The following is a 24,629-nucleotide window of genomic DNA, read 5'->3' as shown; positions in this document are numbered from 1 at the left end:
GCAACGTCCCGTTCGCTCAGTCGATCACCGGCGGAACGACACGACGGTCGCCCTGCCAGGTCTCTTCGTCCTCGGCCAGGTAATCGGGACGCTCGCCCGCCTGGTCGTTGCGCTTCTTGCCACCGGTACCCGCACCCGCATGTCCCATGGCACCGCCGACACCGCCGGCCGCACCACCGCCCTGGTTGCGCACGAGACCTGAACCGCCCTGTGTGAACGGCTTGCCGCCCGTGGTCGAACGGCCGCCCGCACCCGGCTGACGGCCACCGACCACACCACCGGGCTCACTGGCGAGCCGACGGCCCACGGCCGAACCGCCCTGTCCGCCCGTGCCACCACCCATACCACCGGCACCACCTATGCCGCCGGCCATACCGCGTCCGGCCGGACCGCCTTCGTTGCCGATGACCGTGCCGCGCGGGATGGACGAGGCACGTCCACCGGCGGAAATCGGACGGCCACCAGTGATGCCTGCGTCACGCGGAGGAAGACCCGCGACGCCGCCGACCTTGCCGCCGGTAGCCGACGTATTGGGGAAACCGCCGCCCGGGCCCACACCGCTGATGGGCGACCGGCCGCCACTGATGCCACCAGTGGGCGACTTCATACCGCCAACCGACGGAAGCGTCAGGGGCGGGATGGTCCCGATGGGCCCGGCTCCGCCACCACCGGGACCGCTGGGCCCAATGCCGACGGGCGTCCCGGGGACCTGGGTGACCGGCTTGTCCGGCAGGGTGCCGACCGTGTTGAGGTCGGTACCCACATTGTGGTCGGGGACGCTCGGCACATGCGTCTGTCCGGAGTCTGGCCCTGTTGTCGACGGCGGCAACGTGCTGTCGTGCGAGACCTGTTGCGTCGAAGTAGTGGTGTGTCCCGAGGAATCGTTCTCAGCACGAGCAACGTGTCCGGAAGACGTATTGCTTGCATCACGAGTGCCGTCGCTACCCGAGCCCGCTCGCCCGACGTTCTCTCGGCCACCGACGCTCTCCGGCACAAACCTGCCCGGCGGCGGCGGGTACGTAGGCGGCACCGCCGTGTTCATCTGCGTCGTCGACGCCTCGTACGACTGCGCCAGCTTCGTCATCTGCTGGACCGCCAAGGCGTGGTCCCCGTTGAGCTTCGTGAAGGCCTTCTGCCCGACATCCCGCGCGTCCGGGTCGTTGTGGTAGTCCTTCGACGCCTGCAGGTTGTCCGCCGCGGCCGTGTCGTACTTCGGCATGTTGGCCTTGACCTCGACCAGCGTCTGGGCCGCGTTGGTCATCCAGGTGCCACCGGTCTGGCTGTACTCACCCAGCCGCAGCGTCGCGTTGCCCGCGGCGTTGACCCATTCCTGGAATTCTTCGGAAGCCTTGCCCTGCCAGCCCTCGACCTTGTGGTTCTTGAGGTCGTTGCCGATCTTCGTGATCGTGGACTCGGCATCCGTCAGCAGCTGACCGAGCGTCTTCACCGTCTCCGGGTTCACCGCCGCGACCATCGCCAGGAGGTCCTTGTGCGAATAAGCCTCAAAATTGGTCGTCATTAAATGGCACCCCCAGAGCCATCGTCTGCGTTGTGCGGCGGCTGACCGGCGGCCGTCGCCGCCTTGTCAGCCGCTTGCTTCTGCGGGTCGCGCGCCCGAACGTACTGCTCCTCGGCCTGCGTGTGCAGGAGCCTCATGCGCCGCTTGATGTCTTCGTCGATGTTGGCGTATCCGACACGTGAGGCCTCGACAGCGATGCCGAGTGCCTCGATCTGCCCGCCCAACGCCTTCGACAGCGTCTCCAGCTCGGTCCGGACCTTGTTGTACGCCGTGTAGAGGCCGTCCGCCTCGGGGAAGCCGTGGCCCAGGTCCGTCTTGCCCAGGGTGCCGTCCGCCAGTTTGCCGTGGTCGGCCTGGGAGCCCTTGAGCTGTTCCAGCAGGGTGTCGACCCGCTGCTTGTACTTGAGCATCGACTCGTGCTCGACGAACAGCGCCGGCCCCTGGGTCGCCAGCATCACCTGGTTGAACCCCAGCACCGCCGGACCGGCGAATGGGATCGCCGCAATCACACTCTGGTCCACTTCCTCTGCCACGATGGCCTCCCCGACTCCCCGTATCCCCGTGATTCCCCGTCAGCGCGGTGTTACCACCGCGCCCCGCCCCCGACTTCGTGCTCACGAAGCCGCACGTACGCAGACGTACAGATCACTGTAGCGACCGGCACCGACAGCCCCAAGCTCGGGGTTGCACGTGCAATGCGGGTCACACGGTCACGAGTTGGGCGCGGCCACCGCCGCCGATGGCCGGATCGGGAGCCTGTTGACCGGGCGGCCCGTTGCCGCGCGTACCGCCGAGGCTACCGCCGCGGGCGTCGTCACCACAGGGACCGCGCTCGCCGCCTTCGCGCCGAAGGGCGCCACCACGTCCCGTTCCTCCACCAGTTTGACGATCCGCACCACCGGGGCGTCCAGCGCCGTCGGCAGGGCGTAGCCCGTCAGGTCGGGGTGGCGGATGAGGCCCGCGGCCGAGCGGAGGTTCTCGGTCAGGGCCGCGCCCACGCCCTGGGTGACGCCCGCCTCGATACGGGCTTCCAGCTGGCGGGGGTTGAGCACCCGGCCGACGTCCTGCGCCACCGCCAGCTCGACGACCCGCACCGAGCCGAGCTCGATGTCCACGTCGACCACCGCGCGGATCGCGCAGAACGCGAGCCCCACGAACGCGTCCCCCTGGCCGTCCGCGTCCAGCGGTTCGGTCGGGTGCGGGCGGCACTGGGCCGTCGCCCAGAGTTCCTTGCCCGCCATCGCCTCCGCCACGGTGGTGGAGAACGCCCCGTCGTACGACGTGATCCGGCCATCCGTGATCTGGAGCAGCTCGGTGGACATGCCCAGCGTGTGGGCCATCGGCTGGAGCAGCTGCGTACGGACCATCTTGGCCGCCCGCTCCACCGCCCCGCCCGACACCCACGTGTGGCGGCCGTGCGCCGACGCCCCGGCGGGCGGCTGGTCCGTGTCCACCGGGGCCGTCACCACCTCGTCGACGCCCAGTACTTCCTGGACGATCTGGCGGGCCAGCGTCGCGAAGCCCTGGCCGGTGTCGACGGCCGCGCAGATCACCGTCGCGACACCGTCCAGCACCTTCACGGTCGCCGTCGACACCTCGTCGGTGCCCTCCGCGCCGAGCATGTGGACCATGCCGACGCCGTAGCCGACGCCGCGCCGCACCGCGCCCGGCTCGCCCGCGCCCTCCGGGCCGCCGGGCAGCAGCCACTCCTCCTCCGGGGTGTCCTTCGGCAGCGGCGGCAGGTCGAAGTCCCGTACCGCGCGCAGCAGTTCGGCCACCGGCGCGGGGCAGGTCACGGTCTGGCCGGTGGGCAGCAGGTCCCCGGTGGCCAGTACGTTGCGCATCCGCACTTCGGCGCCGTCGATGCCGAGGGCGGCCGCGAGCTTGTCCATCTGGCCCTCGTACGCCGCGCACACCTGCATGGCGCCCTCGCCGCGGACGTGACCCGACGGCGGGTTGTTGGTGCGTACGGCCCAGCCTTCGACGAAGGCGTGCGGGACGACGTACGGGCCGCACGCGAAGGCGACCGCCGCGGCCAGCGACTCCGCCGAGGAGTCGGCGTAGGCGCCCGCGTCCATCAGGATCTGGGCCTCGACCTTGACCAGGCGGCCGTCCGCGTCCGCGTGGTGGCGGTAGCGCAGCAGGGTCGGGTGGCGGTGGGCGTGCCCGAGGAAGGACTCCTCGCGGGTGGCGGCGAGCTTGACCGGGTAGCCGGTTCGCAGCGCCAGCAGTCCCAGCGGCAGCTGGAACGCGGGGTCCTCGCGGTCGGCGGTCGCGCCCGGAACACCGGTGACGACGATCTTGACCCGCTCGGGTTCGAGGCCGAAGCAGGCGGCCGCGAGGTCGCGGTCGGTGTGCGGGTCGGTGGAGGCGGTGTAGATCTCGACGCCGCCGTCGGGGCGCGGCACGGCGAGCCCGGCCTCGGCGCCGATGGGGGCGGGGTCCTGACGGCCGATCCGGTACAGGCCCTCGACGACGACCTCGCCGACGGCCTCCGGGTCGCCGTAGCGCAGCGGGATGTGCCGGATCAGGTTGCCGTCGGGGTGCAGCGGCGGGGCGCCGAAGGCGTGTTCGGGGTCGGTGACGGCGTCCAGCAGCTCGTACTCGACCGCGATGGCGGCGGCGGCCAGCCGGGCGGTGTCCGGGTGGTCGGCGGCCACGGCGGCGATGGGCTCGCCGTGGTGGCGGACCAGGTCGTGGGCGAAGACCGGGCGGTCGGCGATGCGCCTGCCGTGGGTGGTGGCGCCGGGGACGTCGGCGTGCGTGATCACGGCGCGGACGCCGGGCATCTCGGCGGCGGCCGAGGTGTCGATGGAGCGGATCCGGGCGTGGGCGTGCGGGGAGCGCAGCACGGCCGCCCAGAGCAGGCCCTCGGCCCACAGGTCGGCGGCGTAGGGGAAGGTCCCCTCGGACTTGGCGCGGGTGTCGGCCGCGGGGACGGACGCGCCGATGCCGCGCAGCAGGGCCGCCGGCTCGGCGGCCTCGGCCTCGGCCATGGCCGCCACGGAGAACGATCCGGTGGCGGGCCCCGAACCGAGCCCGGCCCCGGACGCGGTCCCCGAACCGGGCCCCGCCCCGGCGCCCGGAACAGCGCCCGGATTGGTCGCCGTCGCCGCGTCTCGCCCGCTCACGCCATGCCTCCGTGCCGCTGCTGGTGCTGCTGCTGGTGGGTCGACCCGTGCGCCGAGCCGTGCGTCGCCGACCCGTGGTCCGGACCGTGGTCGTGCCCGCGGTCCGGGTGGATGCCGCCCTCGCCCGGCGCCGCCTGGTGCGGGATGCGCGGTTCCGCTCCCGCCCCGCCCGGGGCTCCCGACTCGGCGGCCGCCGCGCGTTCCGCGACCACCTCGCCGACGGCGTCGATGACGCCCCGGTAGCCGGAGCACCGGCACAGGTTCCCGCACAGGGCCTGGCGGGTCTGCAGCTCGCTGGGGGCGTGGTTGCCCTCCAGGAGGTCGTGGATCGTCATCGCCATGCCCGGCACGCAGAAACCGCACTGGACGGCCCCCGACCGGCACAGCGCCCGCTGCACGTCGGAGGGTTCGCCGTCGGCGGCCAGGCCCTCGACCGTACGGACCTCACTGCTCGCGGCGGTCGCGGCGGGCACCAGGCAGGACGCGACGAGGCGGCCGTCGACCTGCACGGCGCAGGCGCCGCACTCGCCCTGGGAGCAGCCGTCCTTGGCTCCGGCCAGGCCGAGCCGCTCGCGCAGCACGTAGAGCAGCGACTCGCCGATCCAGGCGCCGGTGACGGGCCGGTCGGCGCCGTTGACGCGCAGCACGTACGAGGCGAGCGGGTGCTCCTCGTGGACCGGCGCCGCGTCCTGGACGGGGGCCGCGGCTCCTTCGTCGTACGTCGTCCCCGCGTCCGGAACCTCCCCCGGACCGTCCGCCTCCGGGGCCGCCGCGGTTTCCCGGTGCTCCCCCTCGCCGGCACCCGGCGCACCGCCCGCTCCGCCGGACCCGAAGGCCTCCTCGGCCCCGTCCACGTGCTCACCCGGGGGCTGCGCCCCGCGCTCCTCCACGTGCTCGGGCTCGGCGGCCGGATGCGGCCGCTCCGCGGTCACCGGCGCCCCGGCCGCGCCGTGCGCGGCGTCGATGTCCGGGGCCGGGGCGACCTGCCCCTCCTCGTGCTCCAGAGCCTCCGGGAGCGGCGTGCCCACCCCGGGACCGCCCAGCACCCGGGGTCCGCGCGGCAGGCGCGCCAACCCCGCGTCGGCCTCGCCGTGCACCCGCTGCTCCGGCCCGGCCCCCGGGTCGGGGGGAAGGACGCCCGCGCTCATCGTCTGCTCGGGGTCGAGGGCGCCGAAGGCGTCGAACCGGCTCGCGCCGGCCACCGGCTCGTCCTGGCGCTGCTCGGCGTGGTGCCGTTCGTCCTGGCGCCGCTCGTCCCGGTACTGCTCGCCGTGGTGCTGCTCCGCGTGGTGCTGCTCGGCGTCGGAGAGGCCGAGGCCGGGGTGCGTGGCCCAGGGGGCCGCGGCTCCGCCCGGCAGGGTGGCCGGGGCCTGGCTCCAGTCGGCCGCCGCCGCCCCGCGCCGGAACTCGCCCGACTCCTCCGGGAGTTCCCCGTCCACGACGGGGATCGCCCACTGCCCGGTCTGGCCGCTCTGGCCGTGCGGGTCGTGCGGGTCGTGCTGACCGTGCTGGCCGTTCGGGTCGTGCTGCCCGTGCGGGTCGTGCGGGTCGTACAGGCCGCTCAGGTCGTGGTGACCGCTCTGGTCGCCGTACGGGCCGCCGTTCTGGTCGCCGTACGGGTCCTCGGCGGGCTGCGCGGCCTCGGGGAAGCGCCATTCGGCGGTCGAGCCGGACTCGTGGCCCTGGTCCGGGGCGTGCCCGTACTCGTAGCCGTGATCCGGCCCCGCGCCCCGGTCGGTGTCCGCGTGTCCGTTCCCGTTCCCGCGCCTGTTCCCCTCCGCGTCCGCGCCCGGCTCCGCGTCCCCGTGCAGCGCGGCCATCGCCGACGCGGGCATCGGGATCACGGCCGGGATCGGCCCCAGGACCGGAGCGGCCGGGGCCTGCGTCCGCGCGGCGGGGGCCGCCGGGGCGGAGCCGGCCGCCTCGGGCCAGCGCACCGGGAGCGTCCACGTGCCGGTCGCCGCCGGGTCCGTACCGGCCGAGCCCAGCGGCACGATCATCGGCGGCGGCACGAACCCGTGCCCGGGGGCCTCCAGCGGCTCCCCGGTACCGGTCGCGCCAAGCATCTCCGGGGGCAGCTTCACGAACGCCGTCGCGTCGGAGTCGTACTCGCCCCCGTGCGGCACCGGCTCCCAGCCCCACGGGGAGCCGTCGCCGTGGCCCGTACCGTCGTTCACACCGTCGTTCACGTTCTCGTTCTCACTCATGAGGTCAGCGCCCTCCCCAGGGCCCTCCGTGCCAGTACCGCCACCGTCCGCCGCAAGTGCAGCACGGCCGGGGCCACCACTTCGCCCTGGTCCGGTACGCAGGCGGCCGCGACGTACTCGCCGAAGGCCTCCAGCGCGTCCGGGGCCAGCGTGCGCTCCCCGTCCCAGTCGATCAGCGAGGCCACCCACTGCTCGGCCTCCAGGGGCCGCAGCGGCATCGGCGCGACCGCGCCCACCGCGATGCGCACGCCCCGGCGCGCGGGGTCCAGTACGAGCCCCACGGAAGCCACCGCGCGCCCCGGGCCGGTCCGGCCCGTGGCCTTCAGGAACACCTGCGGCGCGTGCAGCAGGGGGACCCGGACGAAACCGATCAGCTCACCGGGCCGCAGCATCTCGCGCCCGGCCAGCAGGTGCGAGACGGGAATCTCCCGGGAACCGAACGGGCCGACGATGACGAGGACCGCCTCCAGCGCCGCCAGCACCGGCAGTGCGTCACCGGTCGGGGCGGCCGTGGCGATGTTGCCGCCGAGGGTGCCCGCGTTGCGGATCTGCGGCGGTCCGGCCGCGCGGGCCGCGGCGGCCAGGGCGGGGATCAGCGCCGCGAAGTCCGGCCGGCCCATCCGCGCGTGGGTGAGTCCGGCGCCGAGGAGGGCGTGGCCGTCCTGGTACTGCCAGCCGCGGATCTCGTTGATCCGGCCCAGGCCGACCAGCGCGGCCGGGCGCAGCAGCCCGGCGTTGACGGCGGCCATGAGGTCGGTGCCACCGGCCACGGGCACGGCGGCGGGCATGGCGGCCAGCGCCGCCACGGCCTCGTCGAGCGAGGCCGGCAGCGTCACGGACTGCGTCGGCTGCGGCCCCTGAGGTGAATCCGGTGCGTGCAGTGCGTGCGGTGCGTGCGTGGTCAACCCAGCTGCCCCTTCCCGATGTCCCGGCGCTCACGCCTGTTCCGCCGTACGGTACGTGCTCACGACCGGGACGTGGCAACTCTGGCACATCTTCAGCGCCGCCCGGCGCGAGGGTCCGCCGGGCGCCCCCGCCGGGGCCGGGCCCCCGCATGCGCCGGGCCCGTACGCCGTCCGCGTCCGACCCGGATCGCCCGTTTGTGCCCGTATAGCAGGAATTCGAGGAAGAGTTCCTGGAATCTCCCCTGATGCTTCACCAGCCGCACGCCCGTGCGTCACACCTGCGGCGGGAGTCCGTCCTTCGGGCGGCCGAGCACCCCGGGCCGGCGCTGCCACGGCAACGGACCGCCCGGCGGCCGGTAGTCGACCCCGAGGGCGTCCAGCCGCGGGTAGTGCCCGGTCATCCGTGCCTCGAAGTCCGCGTAGTCCCGGGCGGCGGGTTCCGGCAGCCGCGACCAGACCACCTCGGCGAAGGCGGCCAGGCGCGGGAACACCTGGTAGTCCACCCGGTCCTGGTTCTCCATCACCTCGGTCCAGACGTTGGCCTGCGCGCCCAGGACGTGCGCCGCGGCCTCCGGGGACAGCGCCGCGGGCACCGGTTCGAAGCGGTAGACGTCCTCCAGCGCCCGGACGTACCCGATGGGCACCGGCTCGTCGGGGCCCTCCGCCTGACGGTAATCCAGGTACACCTGCTGCTCGGGGCACATCACCACGTCGTGCCCGGCCTCGGCGGCCGCGATCCCGCCCGCGTAACCGCGCCAGGAGGAGACGGCCGCCCCGTCCGCCAGGCCGCCCTCCAGGATCTCGTCCCAGCCGATCAGCCGCCGCCCGCGCTCGGCGAGCCAGCCGTCGAAATGCCGGATGAACCAGGCCTGGAGCCCGTCCTCGCCGTCCACCCCCAGCTCCCGGATCCGCTCCTGGGCGAGCGGCGAGGCCTTCCACTGCGTCTTGGGGCACTCGTCGCCGCCCACGTGCACGAAGGGCGAGACCTCCGCCGGGAACAGCTCCAGCACTTCCTCGAAGACGTCCTCGTAGAACCGCAGCACGGCCTCGGTGGGCGCGAGCACGTTCTCGTTGATCCCCCAGTCGTCCCACACCCCGAGCGCCGCGGTGTCCACCACGTCGGTGTTGCCCAGTTCCGGGTAGGCGGCGATGGCGGCCTGCGCGTGGCCCGGTACGTCGATCTCCGGGACCACCCGGACCTGGCGCTCCGCCGCGTAGGCGACGATCTCGCGGATGTCGTCCTGGGTGTAGTACCCGCCGTGCGGGGTCTCGTTCCACAGCGGGGAGGCCCGGTGGCCCCGGCGGGACCGCTCCCGCCACGCGCCGACCCCGGTGAGCCGGGGGTAGCGCTTGATCTCGATCCGCCAGCCTTGGTCGTCCGTCAGGTGCAGGTGCAGCACGTTGAGCTTGTGGGCGGCCAGCAGGTCGATGTACCGCAGCACCCCGTCCTTGGGCATGAAGTGCCGGGCCACGTCGAGCAGCAGCCCGCGCCAGCCGAACCGGGGCGCGTCCCGGACCGTCCCGTACGGCAGGCTCCAGGCCGCCCCGGGCAGCGGCGCCCGCCGGTACGCGTGCGGCCCGAGCAGCTGACGCAGCGTCTGCGCGCCCCAGAACACCCCGGCGGGCCCGCCGCCCAGGACGCCGACCCCGTCCGGGCCGACGGTCAGCTCGTACCCCTCGGGGCCCAGCTCCCGCCCGACGCGCTCGTCGACGCCCAGCCGTACGTCGGCCCGCTCACCGGGGTCGGCGGGCGGCAGCCCCCACCCCGCGGCGGCCCCCAGCACCCCGCGCAGCCAGCGCGCGGTGGCCTCCGTACCGGGCCCGGCGGCGAAATCGGGCTCGGGCCCGAATCCGTACCGCGCCCCGCCGTCCGCGAACGCGGCGTCCCGGGGCGCGGGGATCAGATGGTTTCCGGGGTCCAGGTCCATGGGTCAGTCCTCCGGGACGGCCGCCGAACGGCCAAGGCGGCGCAGCGTGTTGCGCCCTGCGCAACGGCCGTTCCGCAGGGCGCTCGTCCCGCCCGACCCTACCCGCGCCCCGGGCACGCGAAAGGCCCCCGGGCGCACCGAAGTGCGCCCGGGGGCCTTCAGGCCCGCTCGGGTCAGGACGTGACTACTTGTCCTTGCCCTTGTCCTTGTCCCCGCCGGCGCCCATGGACTCGTAGATCTCCTTGCACATGGGGCAGACCGGGTACTTCTTCGGGTCGCGGCCCGGTACCCAGACCTTGCCGCAGAGCGCGACGACGGGGGTCCCGTCGAGCGCGCTCGCCATGATCTTGTCCTTCTGGACGTAGTGGGCGAAGCGCTCGTGGTCGCCGTCACCGTGGGAAACCTGCGGCGTCGGCTCGACGAGGGTTCCCGTGCCAGACCCGCGCTCGGGCTCAAGAGTGCTCATACAAGCCAGAGTAATCAACGACCCGCCGCCGAAGCGACCAGGCTTGCGTCGGGCGCCACCGGCTGTGGCGTTCCGTCCGCGTCCAGCCACCCGGGGTGCGGGACGTGTGCGCCGCATCGACGTACGCCATGTACGCCATGATCTGACCGGCCGAAGGGGCGGCGATGTTCGCGATCCCCGGATCCACACCCGGGAATCAGTTGAGCGACGGGTCGTCCGGATAGGTGGCGACCATCGCGAGGTCGCTGCGCTGGCGGCGCAGGACGGCGCGCCAGAGGTGTTCCGGATCCGGGTAGGCCACGTCGCCCGGCTCGGACTCGACGACGTACCAGGCGCCCCCGCCCAGCTCGTCCTCCAGCTGGCCCGGGCCCCAGCCCGAGTAGCCCGCGAAGATGCGCAGCGAGCCCAGGGCGCTGGCCAGCAGTTCCGGCGGGGCCTCCAGGTCGACCAGGCCGATCGCGCCGTGCACCCGGCGCCAGCCCAGGGGGCCCTCCTCACCGGGGACGACCGCGATACCTAGGGCGGAGTCGAGGGCGACCGGGCCGCCCTGGAAGACCACCCCGGGGGAACCGGCCAGCGGAGCCCAGGGCAGCAGGATGTCGCCGACGCCGACCGGGGTGGGCCGGTTGAGGACCACGCCGAGGGAACCCTGCTCGTCGTGGTCGAGCAGCAGGATCACCGCGCGGTCGAAATTCGGGTCCGCGAGGGCGGGGGTGGCCACGAGCAACCGCCCTGTGAGGGAGGACACCTCGGTCATGCGGCCATGGTCTCGCACATCCGCCCGGTTCGGGGAGCGTCCGGCGCTCGGTGATCGTGCGCAGCTCAGGGCGCACGGCCGCGGCCCGGGAGCGCGTACCGGCGCCAGGCCGGAAGGCGACACTCCGCTATCTGGCGGACACATAGGGTGCTGTGGCGAATTCATGACAGTCATACGGCCACGTCGCCCTTACGTACCAGGGGGTGGTGCCGCTTACCCTTTCCCCTGGCCCCCTGCCCATCCCCTCTTCCGGAACGCGAGATTCATGACCGGCACAGTCAGTGACGATGTACTGCTTGTCCACGGCGGTACCCCGCTCGAGGGCGAGATCCGTGTCCGTGGTGCGAAGAACCTCGTGCCGAAGGCCATGGTGGCGGCCCTGCTCGGCAGCTCACCCAGTCGGCTCCGCAATGTTCCGGACATCCGCGACGTGCGGGTCGTGCGCGGGCTCCTCCAGCTGCACGGCGTCACCGTTCTCCCCGGCGAGGAGCCGGGCGAGCTGGTGCTCGACCCGACGTACGTCGAGAGCGCCAACGTGGCCGACATCGACGCCCACGCGGGTTCGTCGCGCATCCCGATCCTCTTCTGCGGCCCCCTGCTGCACCGCCTCGGCCACGCCTTCATCCCGGGCCTGGGCGGCTGTGACATCGGCGGCCGGCCGATCGACTTCCACTTCGACGTGCTCCGCCAGTTCGGCGCGACCATCGAGAAGCGCGAGGGCGGTCAGTACCTGGAGGCCCCGCAGCGGCTGCGCGGCTGCAAGATCCGCCTGCCCTACCCCTCGGTCGGTTCGACCGAGCAGGTGCTGCTGACGGCCGTCCTGGCCGAGGGCGTGACCGAGCTGAGCAACGCGGCCGTCGAGCCGGAGATCGAAGATCTCATCTGCGTCCTGCAGAAGATGGGCGCGATCATCTCCGTCGACACCGACCGCACGATCCGCATCACCGGTGTGGACGAGCTGGGCGGCTACAACCACAAGGCGCTCCCGGACCGCCTGGAGGCCGCCTCCTGGGCTTCCGCGGCCCTGGCGACCGGCGGCAACATCTACGTCCGCGGAGCGCAGCAGCGCTCGATGATGACGTTCCTGAACACCTTCCGCCGGGTCGGCGGCGCCTTCGAGATCGACGACGAGGGCATCCGCTTCTGGCACCCGGGCGGCCCGCTCAAGGCGATCCACCTGGAGACGGACGTACACCCCGGTTTCCAGACCGACTGGCAGCAGCCGCTGGTGGTGGCGCTGACCCAGGCGACCGGGCTCTCCATCGTCCACGAGACGGTCTACGAGTCCCGGCTGGGCTTCACCTCCGCGCTGAACCAGATGGGCGCGCACATCCAGCTGTACCGGGAGTGCCTGGGCGGCTCGGCGTGCCGGTTCGGCCAGCGCAACTTCCTGCACTCGGCGGTCGTCTCCGGCCCCACCAAGCTGCAGGGCGCGGACCTGGTCATCCCCGACCTCCGCGGCGGGTTCTCGTACCTGATCGCGGCGCTCGCGGCCGAGGGGACTTCGCGAGTGCACGGTATCGACCTGATCAACCGCGGCTACGAGAACTTCATGGAGAAGCTCGTGGAACTGGGTGCGAAGGTCGAACTGCCGAACGGTGACCTCGTCTAGTACGGACGTACGCGTCGGCACGCGGAAGGGCGGCCACCCCACTGGGGTGGCCGCCCTTCCTTCGTAGTACTGGGTACTACGCGTTCCCTACTGGCCAGAGGCCCGCAAGGGGGACTTACTTGCCCTTGGCGGCTTCCTTGAGCTTGGAGCCCGCGGAGACCTTCACGCTGTAGCCGGCCGGGATCTGGATGGGGTCGCCGGTCTGCGGGTTGCGCGCGGTGCGAGCGGCACGGTGGGTGCGCTCGAAGGTCAGGAAGCCGGGGATGGTGACCTTCTCGTCGCCCTTGGCGACGATCTCGCCGACGGTCTCGGCGAGCGCGGCCAGAACGGCGTCGGCGTCCTTGCGGGTCACCTCGGCGCGCTCGGACAGAGCGGCCACCAGCTCACTGCGGTTCATGTTGTACTCCCGTGTTCAACTTGCCTATGAGGCGTGAGATCGAAGCCGATGCTGCCAGGGCCCTAGGACAGTCCCCGGACCCGGGTCTGAACGTCAGACCCTCTCGCCCGGTTACGCATCCTGCCCCCACCAGCGGCGGGAAAGCCAATCCGGCACCCGCCAGGGTCACACGAAAAGCGCCACAGTCACGCCGCCGTGACGCTCTGTCCGCGCCGGTGGGACGCGGACCGCGTACCACGCGGGCATCCCCGCAACCCTAGAGGCGCCCCGCCGGGCCCGCATCCCGCGACGCGCCGGGAAGGGGCCCCCGGTGGCTCAGGTGGACGTGGGACCCGTCACAGCGGTGCTGCTCACCGGGGCCGCCGAGGTGGCCGCCTTGCGGACCGCTCCGGCGACCGCGCCCGCGACCTTGTCGTTGAAGACGGACGGGATGATGTAGTTCGCGTTCAGCTCGTCCTCGGTCACCACGTCGGCCAGGGCGGTCGCGGCGGCCAGCATCATGCTGGTGTCCACGGTGCGGGACTGGGCGTCCAGGAGGCCGCGGAAGACGCCCGGGAAGACCAGCACGTTGTTGATCTGGTTGGGGAAGTCCGAGCGGCCGGTGGCCACGACGGCCGCCGTCTGGCGGGCCACGGCCGGGTCCACTTCGGGGTCCGGGTTCGCGAGCGCGAACACGATGGCGTCGTCGGCCATGGCGGCCACGTCGTCGCCGTTCAGGACGTTCGGGGCCGAGACGCCGATGAACACGTCGGCGCCGACGACGGCCTCCTTGAGCGTGCCCGTGGAGCCCTCGGGGTTGGTGTTGTCGGCGATCCAGCGCAGCGGCGACTCGCTGTCGGCGTCGACGAGGTCGGCGCGGCCGGCGTGCACGACGCCGTGGATGTCGGCGCTGACGACGTTCTTGACGCCCGCCGCGAGGAGCAGCTTGAGGATGGCCGTACCGGCCGCGCCGGCGCCGGACATGACGACCTTCACATCGCCAACGGCCTTGTTCACGACGCGCAGTGCGTTGGTGAGGGCGGCGAGGACGACGATGGCGGTGCCGTGCTGGTCGTCGTGGAAGACGGGGATGTCGAGGGCCTCGCGCAGGCGGGCCTCGATCTCGAAGCAGCGCGGCGCGGAGATGTCCTCCAGGTTGATGCCGGCGAAGCCGGGGGCGATGGCCTTGACGATCGCGACGATCTCGTCGCTGTCCTGCGTGTCGAGGCAGATCGGCCACGCGTCGATCCCCGCGAAGCGCTTGAAGAGGGCCGCCTTGCCCTCCATGACGGGCAGCGCGGCCATCGGGCCGATGTTGCCCAGACCGAGCACGGCCGACCCGTCCGTCACGACTGCGACGGAATTGCGCTTGATGGTCAGACGCCGCGCGTCCTCGGGGTTCTCCGCGATCGCCATGCACACGCGGGCCACGCCCGGGGTGTAGATCATGGAGAGGTCGTCACGGTTGCGGATGGGGTGCTTCGATGCCATCTCGATCTTGCCGCCGAGGTGCATGAGGAACGTACGGTCGGAGACCTTGCCCAGGCTCACCCCCTCGATCCCGCGGAGCTTCTCGACGATCTCGTCGGCGTGCGCCGTGGAGGTCGCGGCGATCGTGACGTCGATACGGAGCTTCTCGTGGCCCGAGGCGGTCACGTCGAGGCCGGTGACCGACCCTCCGGAGGACTCCACGACGGTGGTGAGCTGGGAGACCGCGGTGCCGCTCGCGGGCACCTCCAGGCGGACCGTCATCGAGTACGAGACGCTGGGCGCCGTTGCCATGGCCGTGTTCCTCTGCTGTCCAAGGTTCGCTGTACACGGGCCCCGCACACGTCAAGCGCGGCAGGACCTGTTGTCCGATCGTCCCACCTACCGGCCGGTACAAGGTAACCAGCTACAAATTTCGGAAAGACACTTCCACCATACGAGATTTACCGATCACCCGAAACCCCCACCAGGCACGCAAAACAGGTCTGCGCCCTCCGCTTGGAGCGGAGGGCGCAGACCTGTTCTCAACGCTTACGACACCGACCCGCCATGCTCGCCTCGCGGCAAGTGGTCGCTCTAGGCGACGAAGGTTGGGCCCGGGGGCTTGGATCGAGTCGGTGCCGTATCCCAGGCTAACAAAGGTTCGCCGGAAGTGATCCCCCTCCAGGGGGTTGACTCCGACGGCCACGCGTCCGGCCGCCGACCGGATGGCCGTACGCCCGCCCGCGCACCCCGTACGAGGCCCCCGGCACGCCCCGTACGAGGCCCGCGCGCCCGTACGGGGCCCCCGCGGGCCGCGCCCGTACGGGGCCCCCGCGGGCCGCGCCCGTCAGTCCCGCAGCAGCTCCGGCATCCCGGCCCCGTCGGGCCGGTCCCGGGCCCCCGACACCACCGTGAGCTGCTGCGTCGCCCGGGTCAGGGCGACGTAGAGCACCCGCAGGCCCGCCGGGGACTCCTCGGCGATCTCCGCCGGGGAGACCACCACCGTGGCGTCGTACTCCAGGCCCTTGGCCTCCAGGCTGCCGAGCGCCACCGCGCGCTCCCCCAGCTCCGCGAGCCACCCGGCCGCCTCCGCGCGCCGGTCCATCGCCACGACCACGCCGACCGTGCCGTCGACCTGTTCCAGCAGCCGCCGGGTCTCCTCCCGCACCGAAGCGCCCAGATCGGCGCCCGCCGCGGTGAAGCGCGGCTCCAGCCCGGTGGAGCGGACCGCCGTCGGCGGCTCCATCCCCGGCATGGCCAGGCGCAGCACCCGGGCCGCCAGTTCGGCGATCTCGGCGGGGTTGCGGTAGTTGACGGTCAGCGTGAACTTGCGGCGCGGGCGGCTGCCCAGCGCCTCGTCCCGGGCCGCGGCCGCCTCCTCCGGGTCGCTCCAGGAGGACTGGGCGGCGTCGCCCACCACCGTCCACGTGCCGGTCCGGCCGCGCCTGCCCACCATCCGCCACTGCATCGGCGTCAGGTCCTGGGCCTCGTCCACGATCACGTGCGCGTACTCGGTGCGCTCCGCCGCCAGCCGCTCGGCCCGCTCCCACTGGGTCTCCTCGCGGCCCGGCATCAGCTCCTCCAGGCCCGTGAGGTGCGCCAGCGGGTCCAGATCGCGCTTGCGCTTGGGCCGCGCCGGGGCGCCGACCAGCAGCAGGAGCTCGTCCAGCAGCGCCACGTCGTGCACCGAGAGCGGACCCTTGCCGTCCGCACCCGTCCGGCGCAGCGAGCGGGCCAGCAGCCGGGTCTCGCGCGGGTTCAGCACCCGGCGGGCCCAGCGGCCCAGGCGCCGCTCGTCGGCCATCGTGGCGAGCACCCCGCGCGGGGTCAGCTCGGGCCACCAGGCGTTCAGGAACTCGAGGAAGGCGTCCTCGGTGGAGATGTCCTCGTCGAAGCCGGAGCGCAGCTCGGCGGCGAGTTCCCGGTCGGTGTGCCGCCCGGCGCCGCCGGACTTGGCCCACAGCGCGTCCAGCAGCAGTTTGCGGGCGCGCGGGCGCAGCAGGTTGACGGGCGTGGTGGCGCCGAGGACGACCTGGCGGATCCGGTTCAGCTCGTCGCCCTCCAGCTCCTGGCGGCGCCCGAAGGCGACCACGCGCAGCCGTTCGGGGGCGCCGCCCAGCTCCAGCGCGCCCCGCACGGCCTTGCGCAGGATCGGCAGCATCCGGGAGGAGCCCTTGATCCGGGCGACCGCCGGTTCGTCGTACGTACTCGCCTCGGCGCCGTCGACCAGCGAGCCGAGCGCCCGGATGGCGACCTGGCCCTCCTCGCCGAGCGAGGGCAGCACGCCCTCGGTGTAGGCGACGAGCAGCGGGGTCGGCGAGACGATCAGGATGCCGCCGGAGTAGCGCCTGCGGTCCTGGTAGAGCAGGTACGCGGCCCGGTGCAGGGCGACGGCGGTCTTGCCGGTGCCGGGGCCGCCCGCGACCTCCGCGACGGAGGCGGCGGGGGCCCGGATCACCATGTCCTGCTCCGCCTGGATGGAGGAGACGATGTCGCGCATGGAGTGCGTACGGGCCCGGCCGAGGGCGGCCATCAGCGCGCCGTCGCCGAGCACGGGCAGCTCGCGGCCGTCGAGGTGCGCGGTCACCTCGGGGCGCATCAGGTCGTCCTCGACCCCGAGGACCTTGCGGCCCTTGGAGCGGATGACGCGGCGGCGCACCACCCGGCCGGGCTCCTTGGGCGTGGAGCGGTAGAACGGCGCGGCGGCGGGCGCGCGCCAGTCGATGACCAGCGGCGCGTAGTCGTTGTCGAGTACGCCGATGCGCCCGATGTGCAGGGTTTCGGCGATGTCGGCGGTGAGGTCGGGCCGGATCGCGTCCTCGGCGGGTTCGACGGAGGTGAAGGCGCCGTCGGCGCCGCGTTCCCCGTCCTTGCCGAGGACGAGGTCGATCCGTCCGAAGAGGAAGTCCTCGAATTCGTTGTTGAGCCGGTTGAGATGAATTCCGGCGCGGAAGACCTGCGCGTCGCGTTCCGCGAGGGCGCCGGGGGTACCGACCTGACCCCGCTTGGCCGCGTCGTTCATCAGGAACTCGGCCTCGTGGATCTTCTCCTCAAGGCGGCGGTACACCTGGTCCAGATGAGTCTGCTCGACCGCGATCTCGCGATCGCGGACGGAATCCGCCGTGCTGTCGACAGCGGCATCCTGCGCGGCCACCAAGGCCCCCTTCTGACGTGCATTGGGCGACCGTCAACCGTACGCGAACAAAGGGGTGTCCGCACGCCCGTCTCGCGCGCGAGCGCGCGAAAGGCGGGCGCGAAAGGCGCCGTGAGGCCGTTATGGGCGTGTATGCGCTACGCGGGACGCGCGGCGAGCACCCGCGCGCGGTGACGGGCCACCCGCTCCCGGTTTCCGCACAGTTCACTGGAGCACCAGCGCCGCCGGTGGCCGCGCGAGGTGTCCAGGTAGACCCGGGTACAGCCCTCACCTTCGCAGGCCCGCAGGCGGTCGCGGTCGCCGGGGTCCGTGAGCAGCTCCACCGCGTCGCGCGCCACGGCCGCCAGCAGGGCCGCGCAGCCCACCGCGGCGGCCCCGCCGCACAGCTCGCGCACGAGGTGCCCGCCGGGGTCGCGTACGGCACACAGTGCCGGGGGTGGACCGGAGGCCCGCGCGTTGACCCGGGCGAGCGCCTCCTCGCCGGGGGCGCGGCCGCGCAGCTCCGCCGCCACGAGGGCGCCGACGTCCGTCCGGAGGGACCGGAACGGCTCCAGCCAGTCGCTGTCCAGGTGGGCGGGCGGGGTCCGGCCGGGCACCAGCCCGGCTCCGGAGAGCCACAGGCCCAGCCCGGCGCAGTCCGCGATTCCCTCGGGGGGCCCGAGGGTGGCCACCAGGTCCAGACAGATCCGCCCGGATTCGAACCACATGCCCGTCACCGCCTAGGCCGTCTCCCCACCAGAGTGCCCCTGGGGCGGGCCCGGGCGGAAGCCTCATGCAGAGGGCGGATCGTCGTGCAGCAGCAACTGGAAGAGGCGGTGGTCGCGCCAGGCGCCGCTGATGTACAGGTAGCGGGGCGCGACGCCGTACGTCTCGAACCCGGCCTTGGCGAGCACCCGCTGCGAGGCGAGGTTGTCGAGCAGCGTCCCGGCCGCGAGCCGGTGCAGGCCGGTCTCCTCGCGGGCCACCCTGATCGTCTCGGCGAGGGCGGCGGAGGCCAGGCCCCTGCCGGTGCGGGCCCGGTCGATCCAGTAGCCGACGCCGGCGCTGCGGAGGGGGCCGAGCACGATGTTCTGGAGGGTGATGGTGCCGATGAGCTCGCGGGTGGCCGTGTCGAGGAGCACGGACTGCCGGGTGCGTCCCGCGTCCCGGTCCCCGAGCGTCGTCTCGATCCGCTCGCGCTGCCCCCGCTCGGTGTAGAACTCGTCCAGCCGTGTCGGCTCGTAGGGGGCCATGTGGGCGCGGTTGCGCACGAACGCGGCGGCCAGCGCGGCGGCGTCGCCGAGCGCGACCTCCCGCATGTCCACTCCGTCAGCGATGATCATCCCCCCAAGGTACCCATCCCCCCACGGGCCTTGGGCCCGCCCACCACCTCAGCCCCATCCAGCCCCGTCGGCGTGTGAGGCGCCCCCGGAGGGGAGGTGCGGCGCCCCCGCCAGGGGTCACGCGTCGTACTTCGCCTCGCCCCCCGCGTCCAGCGCCAGCCGGTACCCCCGCTTCACCACCGTCTGGATCAGCTTCGGCACCCCCAGCGCCACCCGCAGCCGCGCCATCGCCGTCTCGACCGCGTGCTCGTCCCGCCCCGCCCCCGGCAGCACCCGCAGCAGTTCGGCCCGGCCCACGACCCACCCCGGCCGCCGGGTCAGCGCCCGCAACAGGGCCATGCCGGCGGGCGGTACGGGCCTCAGATCCTGGTCGACCAGGACCGCGTGGCCCCGGATCTCCAGCCGGTGCCCGCCCACCGGCAGTACCCGGGCCCGCCCCGGCAGCTCCTGGCACAGGACCTGGACGAGCGGGCCCAGCCGGAACCGTTCGGGCTGTACCGTCGCGACCCCGTGCTCCTGGAGCGGAAGCGCGGTCACCGGCCCCACGCAGGCCGCCAGGACGCCCGTACGCAGTCCCTGGAGCACCTCTTCGCGCATCCCCCGCTCCGCCGCCCGCGCCAGCAGCGAGGCGGCGGCGGGCGCCGAGGTGAAGCTGACCGCGTCCACCGCGCCGGAGACGACCGCGTCGAGCAGCCGGTCCAGCGGGCCGACGTCCTGCGGCGGCATCCACCGGTACACCGGTACGACGATCACCACGGCCCCGCCCTCCCGCAGCGCCTCCACGAACCCCGGCAGCGGCTCCCCGTGCAGCTGGATCGCGATCCGGCGCCCGGCCACTCCGGCATTGAGCAGCCGGTCCAGCACCTCCGCGAGCGATTCGGACTTCGGCGACCAGGCTTCCACCAGCCCGGCGGCCCGGACCGCGCCCTTGACCTTCGGGCCGCGGGCCAGCAGTTCGGTGCCGCGCAGCCGGCTCAGGAGTTCCTCGCCGATCCCCCATCCGTCGGCGGCCTCGATCCAGCCCCGGAAGCCGATGGCGGTGGTGGCGATCACCGCGTCGGGCGGGCAGCTGAGGAGTTCCTTGGTCGCGGCGAGCAGTTCGCTGTCGTCGGCGAGCGGCACGATCCGCAGGGCGGGCGCGTGCAGGACCACCGCTCCGCGCCGCCGCAGCAGCGCGATCAGTTCGTCGGCGCGCCGCGCGGCGGTGACCCCCACCGTGTACCCGGCGAGCGGCCCGGCCTGTGTGTCGTCCATGGTGACCTGCCTTGCGCAAGGGGGTGTGCGGGTGGACCGAGCCTGTCAAGGCGTCGTGTCAGGCTCGGTTCCCCCGTATTTCGGCGCCGTTAACCGCCGTTACACCGACGTGAGCTGCGGGTTCGCGGCCGGGTCCGGAGCCTGGGCGACGCGCCCGGCGGGCCGTCGAAGGTATACCGCCCAGGTCACCGCGCAGCAGGCGGCGTAGAAACCGAGGAAGGTGGCGAAGGCGGCGGTGCCCGTCCCCGAGGCCAGGAAGGCCTCCCGGAAGACCAGGTTGATGCCGAGGCCGCCGAGTGCGCCGACGGCGCCGATGAGCCCCATGGCGGCCCCGGACAGCCGTCGCCCGTAGGCGGCCGCGTCCTCCCCGCTCATGCCCCGGGCCAGGGCCTTGGCCTGGAAGATGCCGGGGATCATCTTGTACGTCGATCCGTTGCCGAGCCCGCTGAGCACGAACAGGGCCACGAACCCGGTCAGGAACACCGGCAGCGAGTGCCGCACCGAGGCGAGGATCACCACCGAGGTGGCCGCCGCCATCGCGACGAACGTACCCAGGGTGATCCACGCGCCGCCGTACCGGTCGGCGAGCCGTCCGCCCACGGGCCGCACCAGCGAGCCGAGCAGCGGCCCGATGAAGGTCAGGGAGGCGGCCTGGAGCGGGGTCCGGCCGAACTGGGTCTGCAGGACCAGGCCGAAGGCGAAGCTGTAGCCGATGAAGGACCCGAAGGTGCCGACGTACAGGAACGACATGATCCAGGTGTGCCGGTCGCGCACCGCCTCGCGGACCGCCCCGGTGTCGTTGCGCACGGGCGCCAGGTTGTCCATCCGGGCCGCCGCCAGCGCCGCCGCGATCACGATGAGCGGGAGGTAGGCGGCGAGCAGGAGCCTCGGGTGTCCGGCTCCGGCCGTGCCGATGACCAGCAGTCCGGCGAGCTGGACGACGGGGACGCCGATGTTGCCGCCGCCCGCGTTGAGGCCGAGCGCCCAGCCCTTCTCGCGCAGCGGGAAGAAGGCGTTGATGTTGGTCATGGACGAGGCGAAGTTCCCGCCGCCGACCCCGGTCAGGGCGGCGACGAGCAGGAACGTGCCGTACGAGGTGCCCGGCTCCATCACCACCAGCGCGGCCACGGTCGGCGCGAGCAGCATCAGGGCGCTGAGCACGGTCCAGTTGCGGCCGCCGAAGCGGGCGACGGCGAAGGTGTACGGGACCCGGGCGAGCGCGCCGACGAAGGTCGCGGTGGCGATCAGGGTGAACTTCCCGGCCGGGTCGATGCCGTAGCCCGGTCCCATGAACAGGACCATCACCGACCACAGCGACCAGATCGAGAAGCCGATGTGCTCGCTGAGTACGGAGTAGAGCAGATTGCGCCGGGCGGTCCGTTCCCCCGTCTCCTTCCAGAAAGTCTCGTCCTCGGGGTCCCACCGCTCGATCCAGCGGCCGCCCGTGCGCGGTGCGGTCATCACGCCTCCACTGCTCTCGTGTTCGTGATGACGACCGTAGGGAAGGCTCGTTTCGCCCCCGGTCCCCGCCGGGTGACCACGGGGATACCGTGCACTCACCCGAGGCGGCGGCCCGGTGTGAGCGCGCCGCCCCGCCGTCGGCCGCGCGTACGCCCCGCCGTCCGCCCGCGTCAGCCCCGCATCAGCGCCGCGTCGCCGTCGGGGAGCCAGCCGCCGTCCGGTACGTCGAGCCAGCCGCGTACGCCGCCCAGCTCGGCGGCCGCCGTGCGCAGCGCGTCCAGCCCGGGGTGGCCGAATCCCGCGCGCCACACCATGGACAGCGGGGACAGCGGCACGGGGTGGATCAACGGCCGCCGTACGCAGCCCGGCATGTCCGGGAAGTCCACGGTCGCCAGGACCGCGTGCCCGGTCTTCGCCATCACCCGGCGGAACTCCTCCTTGCCGACGGCGACGGGCGCGGGCGGCGCGAGGGCGATACCGCGCCCCGCGAAGAGCCCGCGCGCCAGGTCGGTCCACTCCAGGGTGCGCGGGTTGCCCGCCCCCGCGTACAGCGTCTGCCCGGCCAGCGCGTCGACGGGAACGGCGGCCCGGGCGGCGAGCGGGTGGTCCCGCGGGAGCACCACGGCCAGCGGCTCGTAGCGCACCGGCTGGTGGGCGAGGCGGGCCCGCAGGGCGGGGGCGAGGCCGCCGAACCGGCCGAAGGACACGTCCAGGCGTCCGGCGGCGATCTCGCCCGCGCTGTGCGTGAGGCCGCTCTCGAAGCGGGCCATCAGCTCTTGGTCCGGGGCCAGTTCGCGGGCCCGGACCAGGACCTGGCGTGCGGTGCCGGGGCCCTCGGAGTTGAGGTCGACGAGCAGGGGCCGCCCGGCGGCGCCGAAGGCGGCGGCGAGTTCGTCGTGGGCGCGCAGCACGCGGCGCGCGTGGGGCAGCAGCCGTTCGCCGTCCGAGGTGAGCTCGACCTGCCGGGTCGTGCGGACGAAGAGCCGGGCGCCCAGGGTCTGTTCGAGGCGGCGGATGTCCCGGCTGAGCGCCTGCTGCGCGACGTACAGGCGGGCGGCGGCCCGGGTGAAGTGGAGTTCCTCGGCGGTGGCGACGAACCCGCGCAGCAGCCGGGGGTCCACCTCGCGTGCGTTCACCCGGGCAGCCTAACCCGATTGACAACGCGGGTGCGTGAATCGTGCCGGAACAGGTGTTGGACCGCCCCCGCTCCCCGCCCCGAGGCTGGGCCCATGCCCACCACCCCGCTGATGACCGTCACCGGCGCCACCCTGGTCCTCGCCGCCCCCGCTCCGGCTCCCGCGCCCGCCCCGCGGCGGCGGCCGCCGGGACCGTACCGGCTGCTGTTCGCCCTCCCCGGCACCCGGGCCTTCACCGCGGGGAACCTGCTCGCCCGGCTGCCCATGGGCATGTTCGGGGTCAGCGCGGTCCTGATGATCGCGGGCCAGCACGGCTCGTACGCCCTCGCGGGCGCGGTCACCGCCACCGGGCTCGCCGCCACCGCCGTGGTCGCGCCGTTCACGGCCCGGCTGACCGACCGCCACGGGCAGGCCCGGATCGCCCTCCCGGCCACCCTGATCGCGGTGCTCGGCTCGCTCTCCCTGGTGTGGTGCGTCCGCACCCAGGCCCCCGCCTGGACGCTCTTCGCCTCCTACGCCGCCACCGCGACCACCCCCAACATCGGCGGCCTGGCCCGCGCCCGCTGGACCCACCTGCTGCGCGACTCCCCCGCCGCGCGGCACACCGCGATGTCCTTCGAGCAGGCGGCGGACGAGCTGTGCTACCTGCTCGGCCCGGTCCTGGCGGCCACCTTGTGCTCCCTGGCCTTCCCGGAGGCGGGCACCCTCACCGGCGCGGCCCTGCTGCTCACCGGCATGGTCCTCTTCACCTCGCGGCGGGCCACCGAACCGCCGCCCGCGGGCCGCACCCACCACCGCTCACCGCTGCGCTCCCCGGGCCTGCCGGGGCTGCTGGCCCTGTTCCTGGCCCTCGGCGCGGTCTTCGGCTCGATGGAGGTCGCCTCGATCGCGTACCTCACGGCCCACGGCCTCACCACCGCCGCGGGCCCGGTCCTCGCCCTCCAGGCGGCGGGCTCCTGCGGCGCCGGGCTGATCTACGGCGCCATGCGCCCCCGCGGCCTGGGGGTGTGCGTGAGCGCCCTGGCGGTCCTGATGGCCCTGCCCTGGGCGGCCGCGGCCACCGGCTCGGTGCCCGCGCTGGCCGCGGCCCTGCTGCTGGCGGGCATGGCCACCGCACCGACGATGGTCACGGCCATGGCCCTGGTCCAGCGCGCCACCCCGGAAGCCCGCCTCAATGAGGGCATGACCCTGGCCGTCACCGCCATCCTGTCGGGCATCGCCGCCGGCTCGGCCACCGCGGGCGCCACCGTCGACCGCCTGGGCCCCACCGCCTCCTACGCCCTCCCGGCCGCGGCGGCCGCGGCGGCCCTCCTGATCGCGGCGGCCCGGTCCGCGCTCACGCGCACCAGGTGACCGCCGCACCACCGGTGCACGCCGGGCACGGGCAGCAAAAAGCCCCTGGCCCGGCGAGGTACTCGCCGGGCCAGGGGCCACATGGGGTGGTGGAGATGGCGGGAATCGAACCCGCGTCCAACGGTGCAGAAGCAGGGCTTCTCCGAGCGCATTCCGCTGCGCTTTTCTCGGCCCCGGAGATCACACGGACAAGTCTCCGACGGGCTCAGTCACTGTTTGGTTTCCCTCAAACCCCCGTGACCGGGGCTAGAGGTTTAGATCCCTTAGTGACGCCAGGATCCGGGCCGGGACCACTCCCGGGCTGACGCTCCTCACAGAGGCTTCAGTTCGCTGTTATTAGGCAGCGAGGGAGAAGCGGGAGTTATCGCTGTTGGAATTGGCGATTATTTTTTGCGACAGGTGGTTAACGAGATCATTGCCGCTTCCTCGGCTCGCTTCCCCTGCATCGACATCCGCTGTCGAAACCGATCATCCCCATGTTGACACGCTATTCAATTGGGTACCGCTCAAGACGCACGCCCCCACCGGGGAGGTGCTTGACCCCATGGTACGCGAAGTGGACCACGGGATGCCAGGAG

The 24,629-nt window shown here is 73.2% G+C and carries 18 protein-coding genes and 1 other RNA gene; 2 read left to right on the top strand and 17 right to left on the bottom strand.

Going from position 1 to position 24,629, the window contains the following annotated elements; translation table 11 throughout:
- Positions 1–16: 16 nt before the first annotated feature.
- The 8 genes from QMF80_RS01735 to QMF80_RS01700 all read right to left on the bottom strand — a co-directional run bounded on the left by QMF80_RS01735 (position 17) and on the right by QMF80_RS01700 (position 10,913).
- Positions 17–1,519 (bottom strand): WXG100 family type VII secretion target, encoded by a 1,503-nt coding sequence (locus tag QMF80_RS01735; protein WP_283448867.1) that lies wholly within the window; start codon positions 1,517–1,519, stop codon positions 17–19.
- On the bottom strand, positions 1,519–2,052 hold the full coding sequence (locus QMF80_RS01730) for a DUF2563 family protein (RefSeq protein WP_283448866.1): 534 nt from the start codon (positions 2,050–2,052) through the stop codon (positions 1,519–1,521). The genes QMF80_RS01735 and QMF80_RS01730 overlap by 1 nt, the downstream gene beginning before the upstream one ends.
- A gap of 177 nt (positions 2,053–2,229) precedes the next feature.
- A complete protein-coding gene (locus tag QMF80_RS01725; RefSeq protein ID WP_283449183.1) occupies positions 2,230–4,515 on the bottom strand; it encodes a xanthine dehydrogenase family protein molybdopterin-binding subunit in 2,286 nt (761 codons plus the stop codon).
- A 131-nt stretch (positions 4,516–4,646) separates the two neighbouring features.
- Positions 4,647–6,857 (bottom strand): 2Fe-2S iron-sulfur cluster-binding protein, encoded by a 2,211-nt coding sequence (locus tag QMF80_RS01720; protein ID WP_283448865.1) that lies wholly within the window; start codon positions 6,855–6,857, stop codon positions 4,647–4,649.
- Positions 6,854–7,762: an FAD binding domain-containing protein gene (locus tag QMF80_RS01715; protein WP_502962740.1), complete on the bottom strand. Its 909-nt coding sequence runs from the start codon at positions 7,760–7,762 to the stop codon at positions 6,854–6,856. The genes QMF80_RS01720 and QMF80_RS01715 overlap by 4 nt, the downstream gene beginning before the upstream one ends.
- A gap of 272 nt (positions 7,763–8,034) precedes the next feature.
- Positions 8,035–9,690 carry a beta-N-acetylhexosaminidase gene (locus tag QMF80_RS01710; RefSeq protein ID WP_283448864.1) on the bottom strand — a complete coding sequence of 552 codons (1,656 nt, stop codon included), beginning with the start codon at positions 9,688–9,690 and terminating at the stop codon, positions 8,035–8,037.
- Between the two features lie 184 nt (positions 9,691–9,874).
- Positions 9,875–10,156: a DUF3039 domain-containing protein gene (locus QMF80_RS01705; RefSeq protein ID WP_283448863.1), complete on the bottom strand. Its 282-nt coding sequence runs from the start codon at positions 10,154–10,156 to the stop codon at positions 9,875–9,877.
- A 196-nt stretch (positions 10,157–10,352) separates the two neighbouring features.
- Positions 10,353–10,913: a YqgE/AlgH family protein gene (locus tag QMF80_RS01700; protein WP_283448862.1), complete on the bottom strand. Its 561-nt coding sequence runs from the start codon at positions 10,911–10,913 to the stop codon at positions 10,353–10,355.
- 265 nt (positions 10,914–11,178) lie between these two features.
- Here QMF80_RS01700 and murA point away from each other — a divergent pair, with 265 nt between their 5' ends.
- A complete protein-coding gene (gene murA / locus QMF80_RS01695) occupies positions 11,179–12,525 on the top strand; it encodes a UDP-N-acetylglucosamine 1-carboxyvinyltransferase (RefSeq protein ID WP_283448861.1) in 1,347 nt (448 codons plus the stop codon).
- 115 nt (positions 12,526–12,640) lie between these two features.
- On the opposite strand, the gene QMF80_RS01690 is transcribed toward murA, so the two are convergent.
- The 8 genes from QMF80_RS01690 to QMF80_RS01655 all read right to left on the bottom strand — a co-directional run bounded on the left by QMF80_RS01690 (position 12,641) and on the right by QMF80_RS01655 (position 22,698).
- Complete coding sequence (locus tag QMF80_RS01690) at positions 12,641–12,922, bottom strand: HU family DNA-binding protein (protein WP_007264399.1); 282 nt, start codon at positions 12,920–12,922, stop codon at positions 12,641–12,643.
- Between the two features lie 315 nt (positions 12,923–13,237).
- Positions 13,238–14,683 (bottom strand): NAD-dependent malic enzyme, encoded by a 1,446-nt coding sequence (locus QMF80_RS01685; protein ID WP_283448859.1) that lies wholly within the window; start codon positions 14,681–14,683, stop codon positions 13,238–13,240.
- 535 nt (positions 14,684–15,218) lie between these two features.
- On the bottom strand, positions 15,219–17,525 hold the full coding sequence (locus tag QMF80_RS01680) for a HelD family protein (RefSeq protein WP_283448858.1): 2,307 nt from the start codon (positions 17,523–17,525) through the stop codon (positions 15,219–15,221).
- 137 nt (positions 17,526–17,662) lie between these two features.
- Positions 17,663–18,232: a CGNR zinc finger domain-containing protein gene (locus tag QMF80_RS01675; RefSeq protein ID WP_283448857.1), complete on the bottom strand. Its 570-nt coding sequence runs from the start codon at positions 18,230–18,232 to the stop codon at positions 17,663–17,665.
- Between the two features lie 63 nt (positions 18,233–18,295).
- Positions 18,296–18,847, bottom strand: a complete 552-nt coding sequence (locus QMF80_RS01670) for a GNAT family N-acetyltransferase (RefSeq protein ID WP_283448856.1) — start codon at positions 18,845–18,847, stop codon at positions 18,296–18,298.
- A gap of 117 nt (positions 18,848–18,964) precedes the next feature.
- Positions 18,965–20,101, bottom strand: coding sequence for a uroporphyrinogen-III synthase (locus tag QMF80_RS01665; RefSeq protein WP_283448855.1), 1,137 nt, complete (start codon positions 20,099–20,101; stop codon positions 18,965–18,967).
- Between the two features lie 99 nt (positions 20,102–20,200).
- Positions 20,201–21,562: a nitrate/nitrite transporter gene (locus QMF80_RS01660; RefSeq protein WP_283448854.1), complete on the bottom strand. Its 1,362-nt coding sequence runs from the start codon at positions 21,560–21,562 to the stop codon at positions 20,201–20,203.
- 170 nt (positions 21,563–21,732) lie between these two features.
- A complete protein-coding gene (locus tag QMF80_RS01655; RefSeq protein ID WP_283448853.1) occupies positions 21,733–22,698 on the bottom strand; it encodes a LysR family transcriptional regulator in 966 nt (321 codons plus the stop codon).
- Positions 22,699–22,791: 93 nt separating this feature from the next.
- Here QMF80_RS01655 and QMF80_RS01650 point away from each other — a divergent pair, with 93 nt between their 5' ends.
- Positions 22,792–24,051: an MFS transporter gene (locus QMF80_RS01650; RefSeq protein ID WP_283448852.1), complete on the top strand. Its 1,260-nt coding sequence runs from the start codon at positions 22,792–22,794 to the stop codon at positions 24,049–24,051.
- Positions 24,052–24,138: 87 nt separating this feature from the next.
- Here QMF80_RS01650 and ssrA read toward each other — a convergent pair.
- Positions 24,139–24,527: a transfer-messenger RNA gene (ssrA, locus tag QMF80_RS01645) on the bottom strand.
- Between the last annotated feature and the right edge of the window lie 102 nt (positions 24,528–24,629).

Origin of the sequence: Streptomyces sp. G-G2, assembly GCF_030063135.1 — a bacterium.
Lineage (GTDB): Bacteria > Actinomycetota > Actinomycetes > Streptomycetales > Streptomycetaceae > Streptomyces.
This window is presented reverse-complemented; position numbering and strand designations above follow the sequence as displayed.